We start from the raw sequence: 7,448 nt of genomic DNA, 5'->3' as shown, positions 1-7,448 counted from the left end.
TAGGTGCCGCCCCGCACAGGGGCAACACCAATATACCGACATGAAAACAAGGAAAGGCCACCCCCCAAACCGCCACGAAAAAAATAGCAACATACCCACACCCAATTCCAGCAACTACAATCCCCAAACACACCCTCACATGAAAGGCGGACCCTCTCATGCTAAATCGTGCTTTTCGCATAGTGATTTCATCGTTGCTCACGGCCGGCACGGCCATTGCTCCAGCGATTACCCAAGCCGCCGACAGCTTCGCGCAAGACGACGGCGCATCCCACAGCCGCCCAGTCAAGGTAATGATCATTTCGATGTTCGGCCCGGAGGGCCAGGTCTGGCTCGACCACCTGGGCCCATGGCAGGACGTCACCGTCCCAGGTCTGTCTCCTGACTACCCGGCTGTGCACTGCAACCGCCAGGACATCTGCGTGATGACGACCGGCATGGGGCACGCGAATGCCGCCGCGTCGATCATGGCGCTGACATTCTCGCCGCGCTTCGACCTGCGCCATACCTACTTCATGGTGGCGGGCATCGCGGGCATCGACCCGCTTCAGGGCACCGTCGGTTCCGCTGCCTGGGCGAACTGGCTCGTCGACTTCGGCATTCAGTGGGAAATCGACGGCCGCGAAATTCCACCGGGCTGGAACACCGGCTATCTCGGCATCAATACGACGGGCCCGACGCAGAAGCCGCCGCTCGACTATCGCACCGAAGTGTTCCAGCTCAATCCGGCGCTCTCGAACGCGGCCTTCGCGCTCTCGCGCAACGTAACGCTGAGCGACGACGCCCAGGCGCAGGCGGCCCGCGCCAAATACAGCTACGCGCCCGCGAATCGTCCGCCAACCGTGATCCAGTGCGATACCCTGGCCGGTGACACCTGGTGGTCGGGCACCGACATCGGCGAGCGAGCGCGCCAATGGACCAAGATCCTGACCGACGGCAAGGGCACCTATTGCACGACGCAGCAGGAAGACAACGCCACCTTCGAGGCGCTGACGCGCGCGGCGAGCGTGCATCGCGTCGACCTGAGCCGTGTCGCGGTGCTGCGCGCGGGCTCGGACTTCGACCGGCCGTACGCGGGCCAGTCGAGCGCGGACAATCTGCTCAACTACGCGTCGCAGGGCGGCTTCACAATCGCGATCGACAATCTGTTCCTTGCGGGCAATCCGCTCGTGCAGGACATCGTCAAGCATTGGGGCGAGTGGCGCGAGGGCGTACCGCAACGGTAGCGCGCAGGCGGCGTGGCGCGCGTTCCAGTGGGCGACTCAGAGATCGCGCGTGCGCGGGATGACAACCGCCTGGCCATGTAGTTTGCCGTCCACGTCGAGGAGCTGCCACAGTGTGGCTTCCTCGATCATGAAGCGCTGGCCCGACTTTGTGATACGCACGCCTTTGTAGCCCGCTTCGTAGCCGAGCCGCTGCACACGGGCGAGAAATTGCCGCCGCTCCTCGCGATCCGGCGCCTCGGCTGAGAGCCGGGAGGGCAGTCGGGTGATTTCATCCCAGCTATATCCGAAGCGGCGCTGCGCGGCCTTGTTGCCGTAAATGAAGACCGGGTCGGGATCGGTGTTGTGCGCGAGCACAGCGAACGGGGCATGCTCATAGAGCCATTCGCTCGCTTCGGCCAGAGGCATGGCCTGCGGTACCAGGGGACGGCCAAGCAGTTTGGCGTAGCTGTCGGCAAGCAGCCGATAGAAAGCAGGATCGCTATGGAGTGGGATCGTCTGGGACATCTTCGATGGAGATCGTGGGGTCTATGCGATGGCGCAGGCGCTCACGATACCGCATGTGCAGACGGCGACAAATAAAGCCCGCTAAAGCTGCGAGAGGGCGGCAACCAAATTGAAAGCTGGTCAATCGGTGCAACTGCCTGTCTAATATCGACTGTCCACCGTAACGCTGATTTCCATCCGTGGCGGAGCGAACTTGGCCAACCCGGATCTTCCCGATAGCGAGCCGAAGGCCGCGCACGTCGTGGCTGCGCAAGCAAGCCCATGCGACGCGCTCGTCATCCGCACGCAGCCCACTGCAGTCGACCGCCCGTGCCGACGCAGGCGTCTCGCGCTCGCCGCGACGATCCTCGGCTCGAGCATGGCGTTCATCGACGGCTCGGTCGTCAATGTCGCGCTGCCGTCCATTCAGAGCGAACTCGGTGCGAGCGTCGCGGCGATGCAGTGGGTCGTCAACGCGTATCTGCTGTTTCTCGGCTCTCTCGTGCTCGTTGGCGGATCGATGGGCGACAAGCTGGGCCGTCGCACGGTGTTCATCGCGGGCATCGCGCTCTTTACGCTCGCGTCCGCTGCTTGCGGGCTCGCACCGAATGCGGGGGCGCTGATCGCCGCGCGCGCGGTGCAGGGCATCGGCGCGGCGCTGCTCGTGCCCAGCAGTCTCGCGATCATAGGCGCCGTGTTCGATGACGAGGCGCGCGGACGCGCGATCGGCACCTGGGCGGGCGTGGGCGCGATCACGTCGGCGGTGGGGCCGGTGGCGGGCGGCTGGCTCGTCGACGCGTTGTCGTGGCGCGCCATCTTCTTCCTGAACGTCCCGCTCGCAGCGGTAACGATCGCGCTCGCCGTGGCGTCGGTGCCCAATAGCCACAAGCCCGATGCGCCCGAACAGCTCGACTGGCCCGGCGCGCTGAGTGCGGCCGCGGGGCTCGCGGCGCTCACCTTTGGCCTGACCGAGGCGTCGGCGCGCGGCTTCGCGCATCCGTTCGTATTGGGTGCGATCGGTGGCGGCGTGCTCGTGCTCGCCCTGTTCGTGATGATCGAAGCGCGTGGCCCCAGCCCCATGATGCCGCTGGACGTGTTCCGCTCGCGCGATTTCACAGGCGCCAACCTCGTCACGCTGCTGCTCTATTTCGGCCTCGGCGGGGCATTCTTTTTCCTGCCGTTTACGCTGATCCGCGCGCATGGGTACACCGCGACCGAAGCGGGTGGGGCGCTGCTGCCGGTGCCCGTCATTATCGGTTTGCTCTCGCGCTTCACTGGCGGCCTGACGAGCCGCTTCGGCTCGCGCGCGCTTCTAACGGTGGGTCCGGCGGTCGCCGGAATCGGCTTCGCGTTGCTGGCGCTGCCGTTCGTGCGCGGCAGCTATTGGACCGGATTCTTCCCTGCGCTCACCGTGCTCGGGCTCGGCATGACGATCACCGTCGCGCCGCTGACCACGACCGTGATGGGCTCGGTGCCGGGCGAGCGCACAGGTGTTGCGTCCGGCATCAACAACGCGGTTGCCCGCGTGGCGAGCCTGCTGGCGATCGCGGTGCTCGGCATCGTGTTCGTGTGGTCGTACCACGCGGCGCTATCGGCGCGCCTCGACGCGCTGCACCTGCCGCAGGACGCCAGCCAGACCGGGCAGTTGCTGGAGCCGGACGCGCAGGCCGGGACGGCATCGGGCGCCGCCCACACGCCGCGCCAGACATCCGTGGCGCGCGCGCAAGCCGACGCCATCACCGACGCGCTGCGCGCCGTCGCGCTCGTGTCCGCCGCGTGCGCGTTCGCTGCCGCCGGTCTTGCGATGGCGACGATCGAGTCACGGAAGCGCCGGGGAAAAATCCAGTAACTCCGCACGCGAGGCAGCATTGCCTGGCGTGCGGCTCTTTTGCGTGTGCCCGCCGGCGGTTCTTCGGCTTTCGTCTGCTTCACTTTCCGGTAACGCCTGGTTGTATCTCTTTCCTCATGATCATGAATGCGGAGACCAGGCCGTTATCGTCGAATAATGGCCCAGTTGGCCACCGCTTTTTCATATCGCCTTTGGGACACGCCTTTTCCGCGGGCAGGCTGTTTTTAGGTAAATGCCACAGACAGTTCAGATGACGGTGTTCGGCCATGCGGTTGGCTGCGGAGATGCTGCTCTCCCGGCTCTCTCCTTTGGTTGGTTTCGCACACACACATAACAACCGCCGGGCCCTTCTGGCATACCCCGGCAACCATCGCCACGAAATCTCAAATTTATGCTTAATAGCTGTTTTATTTGAAAAATTAATGCTTTCATTGTCTAATAATTGGCGCGGTTTCAGTCGGGCTTAACAAAACCCTCGATAAATAAGTCGACCCTCTCAATAAAAAACGCACCTATGACTTGTCCGAAGCGCATTGGAAACTGCCTCAAGCTTTACGCCGTCGCCAGCTTCGCTGCCGCCTTCGCATTCGGGCCGAGCATGGCCGGGGCAACGGAAGGCGCGCTCGGGCGGCCCGTGGCCGGCACGAGCGTGATATCGGGCATCGGCATCGTGCCGCCGGAGCCGATGACCATCGTCAGCCTGCAACAGGTCTATCTCGACGGGTCGATCAGCGCAAGCCGCGGCGTGCCGATTGCCGGCAAGGACTCGCTTGGCGCCGAAGGCAAGCTCGCGCTCACGCTTGCGACGGTCGAGCACGTCTGGGGTGGCCTCGGCGGCTGGGATTTTGCGTCGGCCATCACGCTGCCCTATGTGTGGGAAGAGGTCACAGGCACCTTCTCCGTGGGGCGGGTGTCGAGCTCCACGAGCGACCGGGTCTCGAATCTCTACGACATGTATTTCACGCCGATTGTCGCCGGCTACCACTTGAGCCAGACCGACCACATCGCGTTGAGCTTCAACTTCTGGGCGCCCACGGGCCAGTACGATCCCACTGCGTTGGCCAACGCCAGCCTGAATAACTGGACCTTCGTGCCGCAGGTTGCATACACGAAGCTCGTGCCCAAGTACGGGCTCGAATTCGACGCGGTGCTCGGGCTCCAGTTCTATACGCGCAATTCCGCGACCGATTACCAGAACGCGCCGTTGCTGACGCTCGATGTCATGGGGCTAAAGAAATTCGCGAACGGTATCGGCGTGGGTCTTGTAATGGGCACGGTTCAGCAGCTCGGCAAAGATTCAGGCCCGCTGGCGGATAGGCTCGATGGGTTTGTCGGGCGGGATTTCGCGCTGGGCCCGATTCTCACCTATGACACGAAAATCGGCGGCAAGCGGCCGTTTTCCGCGAGCCTCCGCTGGGTGCCGACCTTAGCGAGCACCAATCGCCTCAAGAGCACGGCGACCGTACAGGCGACTGCCACGCTCGCGTTCTAGTGGGTCGTGAATGCCTCGAAGCCGGTGCTTCGCGCCGTTCTCCCAGGTAGCGCGGCTGAATGTCCTTGGGGACGATGCTGCGCGCCATCTGGCCGACGTGGACGCCCGATTCGCGGTGTATGCGGTGTGCGCGGTTTTAGCGATCCGGCGCGTGCCGGCGTTCCACAGACGAGCATTGCTCTCCCGCTTCGCTCCCTCGCCGGCCGCCTGACGCGGTATCCGGCCACATGATGCACACGATTCTTGCACCAGTATTCACGGACGGATTGCAATTGAGTCTGAACTCTACAAACGCACAATGGGAGGATTCCGATTTTCCTTATGATTTTGCGTCACATCCAGAGACCCAATACTTATGGCATCGGGCCCGAGCGTTCCAGGTAGAGTGCGCGGCACAATCAATTGTTATAGCAAGGATAATTTGACCGCTGCCGATACCGTGGAGCATTCGACAGGCAGCCAGCCTTGCTCCCGGTATCGATATTGGGAACCGTTGAGCGCCAGATCTCGTGGCAACGATCACATCGACATGTACACCTTCAACTTTGCCTATGCCGGCACGCGCACCACCGGCAATCAGGCGGCCAACTTCCTCCTTGCCGGTCCGAACTGGCCGGATAAGGCGATGCTCGATGGCCAGTGGCACGCTCCGCAACTTCAGAAGGCCCACTGAGCGATCTATCAGCAAAACACCGGCGGAGTGGAACGCGATGCGCAAGGTCGATGCCTTCGCCCGTGAACGGACGCCGACCCACCCATTGAACGAAGACGATGCCATGAAAAAATCTCACATTGCCACTCTGATCGCCTGCCTGCTGAGTGCCTCGGCAGCTTCCTTTACGGCGTCCGCCGCCACCTCTGCCGGCGCAGCGGCCGCGCCCCACGCGGCAAGCGGGGCGCCCGGGCGCCTCGCGGCGTTGCCGCCGGGTCCCGACAGCAACGCCAGGATAACGGAGGCGTACGCGCGCATGGTGGCCCGCCAGGCCTACTTCTGGGGCTGGCCGCTCGTCAATATCTACAACCGCCGCCTCGCCTTCGAGCAGGCGCCGGCTCCCGGCCTGATCGGCGGGATCCTGCCGTTCGCGCCGCTCAACCGGCTTGCGATGTTGCACGACTATGTGGAACCGCAGGAGCGTGACGTCGCGTGCCCCAATCAGGACGTCGTCTATGGCGGCAGCGTCCTGGCGCTCGATACCAGCCCCGCCGTCGTTCAGGTGCCCGATTTCGGCAAGCGCTTCTGGGTCTACCAGGTCGTCGATGCGCGCACGGACAGTTTTGCGAAGCTGGGGAAGATGTACGGCACCAAGCCTGGGTTCTACCTGCTGGTCGGCCCGAACTGGAACGGCAAGGTGCCTGCTGGCATTACCGGGGTTTTCCGGTCGACCACCAACACGGGCATGGTCGTGCCGCGCGTGTTCCAGGACACTACGCCCGCCGACAAGACCGCCGTCAAGGAAGTCATCCAGGGAATCAACGTTTATCCGCTGAGCGAATTCGACGGCAAGATGAAGCGCCACGACTGGGCGACGCTGCCGGCTTTCCCGAAGCCGGCTAGCACCGGTAGCACCGAAGAGACCGCCTGGGTGTTTCCGGACAAGTTCTTCGACGAACTGCCGGCCGTCATGGCCGATGCGCCGGCGATGCCGGGCGAAGAGGGTCTCTATGCGCAGATACGGGCGGTCCTCGAGGCGGCGAAGCACGATCCGGCCTTGAAGAAGGCCATGACCGAGGAAGCCACGCTGGCCCAGAAGCAACTGGTCGATCCGCTGCTGCAATTCCGTCACTGGGGCGATCCGCTGCCTTACAACTGGACCACCATCTCCAACGGCGCCGCGTTTGGCACGGACTACTTCACGCGCACCGCCGTGGCGAAGTCCAACATCCTCGTCAATGCGAATCAGGAAACCAAATACTTCTATCAGGATCTGGGCGCGGACGGTGCACGGCTCAATGGCGCGCACCGCTATACCGTGACGTTCCCCGAAGGGCAGACGCCGCCGGTGGACGGATTCTGGTCGCTCACGCTCTATAGCGCGGAGCACTTCTTCGTGCCCAATGAGATCAAGCGCTATTCGATCGGCACCAAGAACCGGGATCTGCAATACAACGCCGACGGCTCGCTCACGATCTATATCCAGGCGGATGCGCCCAAGGATGCAAAAGCGCGCGCTAACTGGTTGCCGTCGCCCGCCAACGCAGACTTCTCGCTTTATCTGCGTGCCTACGGGCCGAAGCCCGCCATTACCGAAGGGCAATGGACGCCCCCGGGCGTCAACGCGGCTGGCCACTGACAGAGCGGCCAATATCGAGCGAAACGGAGCAGGGCCGCCGCTGCGGCGGCTCTGCTTGCCGCGCGCCGCCTCAAGGCAGGCGGCGCGCGGGCGATTTTCCATAACCC

6 protein-coding genes are annotated in these 7,448 nt (G+C 63.7%); 5 read left to right on the top strand and 1 reads right to left on the bottom strand.

Going from position 1 to position 7,448, the window contains the following annotated elements; genetic code table 11:
* The first annotated feature begins 158 nt into the window (after window positions 1-158).
* Window positions 159-1,226: a purine-nucleoside phosphorylase gene (locus tag EYW47_RS36685; protein ID WP_133199699.1), complete on the top strand. Its 1,068-nt coding sequence runs from the start codon at window positions 159-161 to the stop codon at window positions 1,224-1,226.
* 36 nt (window positions 1,227-1,262) lie between these two features.
* Here the strand turns inward: EYW47_RS36685 and EYW47_RS36680 are convergent, their stop codons facing one another.
* Window positions 1,263-1,730, bottom strand: a complete 468-nt coding sequence (locus EYW47_RS36680; RefSeq protein ID WP_133199698.1) for an MEKHLA domain-containing protein — start codon at window positions 1,728-1,730, stop codon at window positions 1,263-1,265.
* A 193-nt stretch (window positions 1,731-1,923) separates the two neighbouring features.
* Here EYW47_RS36680 and EYW47_RS36675 point away from each other — a divergent pair, with 193 nt between their 5' ends.
* The 4 genes from EYW47_RS36675 (at window position 1,924) to EYW47_RS36660 (ending at window position 7,341) form a co-directional block, all read left to right on the top strand.
* On the top strand, window positions 1,924-3,558 hold the full coding sequence (locus tag EYW47_RS36675) for an MFS transporter (protein WP_133199697.1): 1,635 nt from the start codon (window positions 1,924-1,926) through the stop codon (window positions 3,556-3,558).
* A gap of 598 nt (window positions 3,559-4,156) precedes the next feature.
* Entirely contained in the window at window positions 4,157-5,050 is an 894-nt protein-coding gene (locus EYW47_RS36670; RefSeq protein ID WP_240764077.1) for a SphA family protein, read from the top strand.
* A 529-nt stretch (window positions 5,051-5,579) separates the two neighbouring features.
* Entirely contained in the window at window positions 5,580-5,723 is a 144-nt protein-coding gene (locus EYW47_RS42250; RefSeq protein WP_240764074.1) for a DUF1254 domain-containing protein, read from the top strand.
* Between the two features lie 103 nt (window positions 5,724-5,826).
* Window positions 5,827-7,341 (top strand): DUF1254 domain-containing protein, encoded by a 1,515-nt coding sequence (locus EYW47_RS36660; protein ID WP_205710216.1) that lies wholly within the window; start codon window positions 5,827-5,829, stop codon window positions 7,339-7,341.
* Window positions 7,342-7,448 lie beyond the last annotated feature (107 nt).

The sequence above is a fragment of the Paraburkholderia silviterrae genome, assembly GCF_004353915.1.
In the GTDB taxonomy this organism is placed as follows: domain Bacteria; phylum Pseudomonadota; class Gammaproteobacteria; order Burkholderiales; family Burkholderiaceae; genus Paraburkholderia; species Paraburkholderia silviterrae.
Note: the sequence above shows the minus strand (reverse complement) of the source record. Positions and strands in the feature narration are given on the sequence as shown.

Coding starts and splice junctions, on each gene's coding strand:
- EYW47_RS36685 (WP_133199699.1), top strand. CDS start 159: ATGCTAAATCGTGCTTTTCGCATAGTGATTTCATCGTTGCTCACGGCC.
- EYW47_RS36680 (WP_133199698.1), bottom strand. CDS start 1,730: ATGTCCCAGACGATCCCACTCCATAGCGATCCTGCTTTCTATCGGCTG.
- EYW47_RS36670 (WP_240764077.1), top strand. CDS start 4,157: ATGGCCGGGGCAACGGAAGGCGCGCTCGGGCGGCCCGTGGCCGGCACG.
- EYW47_RS42250 (WP_240764074.1), top strand. CDS start 5,580: ATGTACACCTTCAACTTTGCCTATGCCGGCACGCGCACCACCGGCAAT.
- EYW47_RS36660 (WP_205710216.1), top strand. CDS start 5,827: ATGAAAAAATCTCACATTGCCACTCTGATCGCCTGCCTGCTGAGTGCC.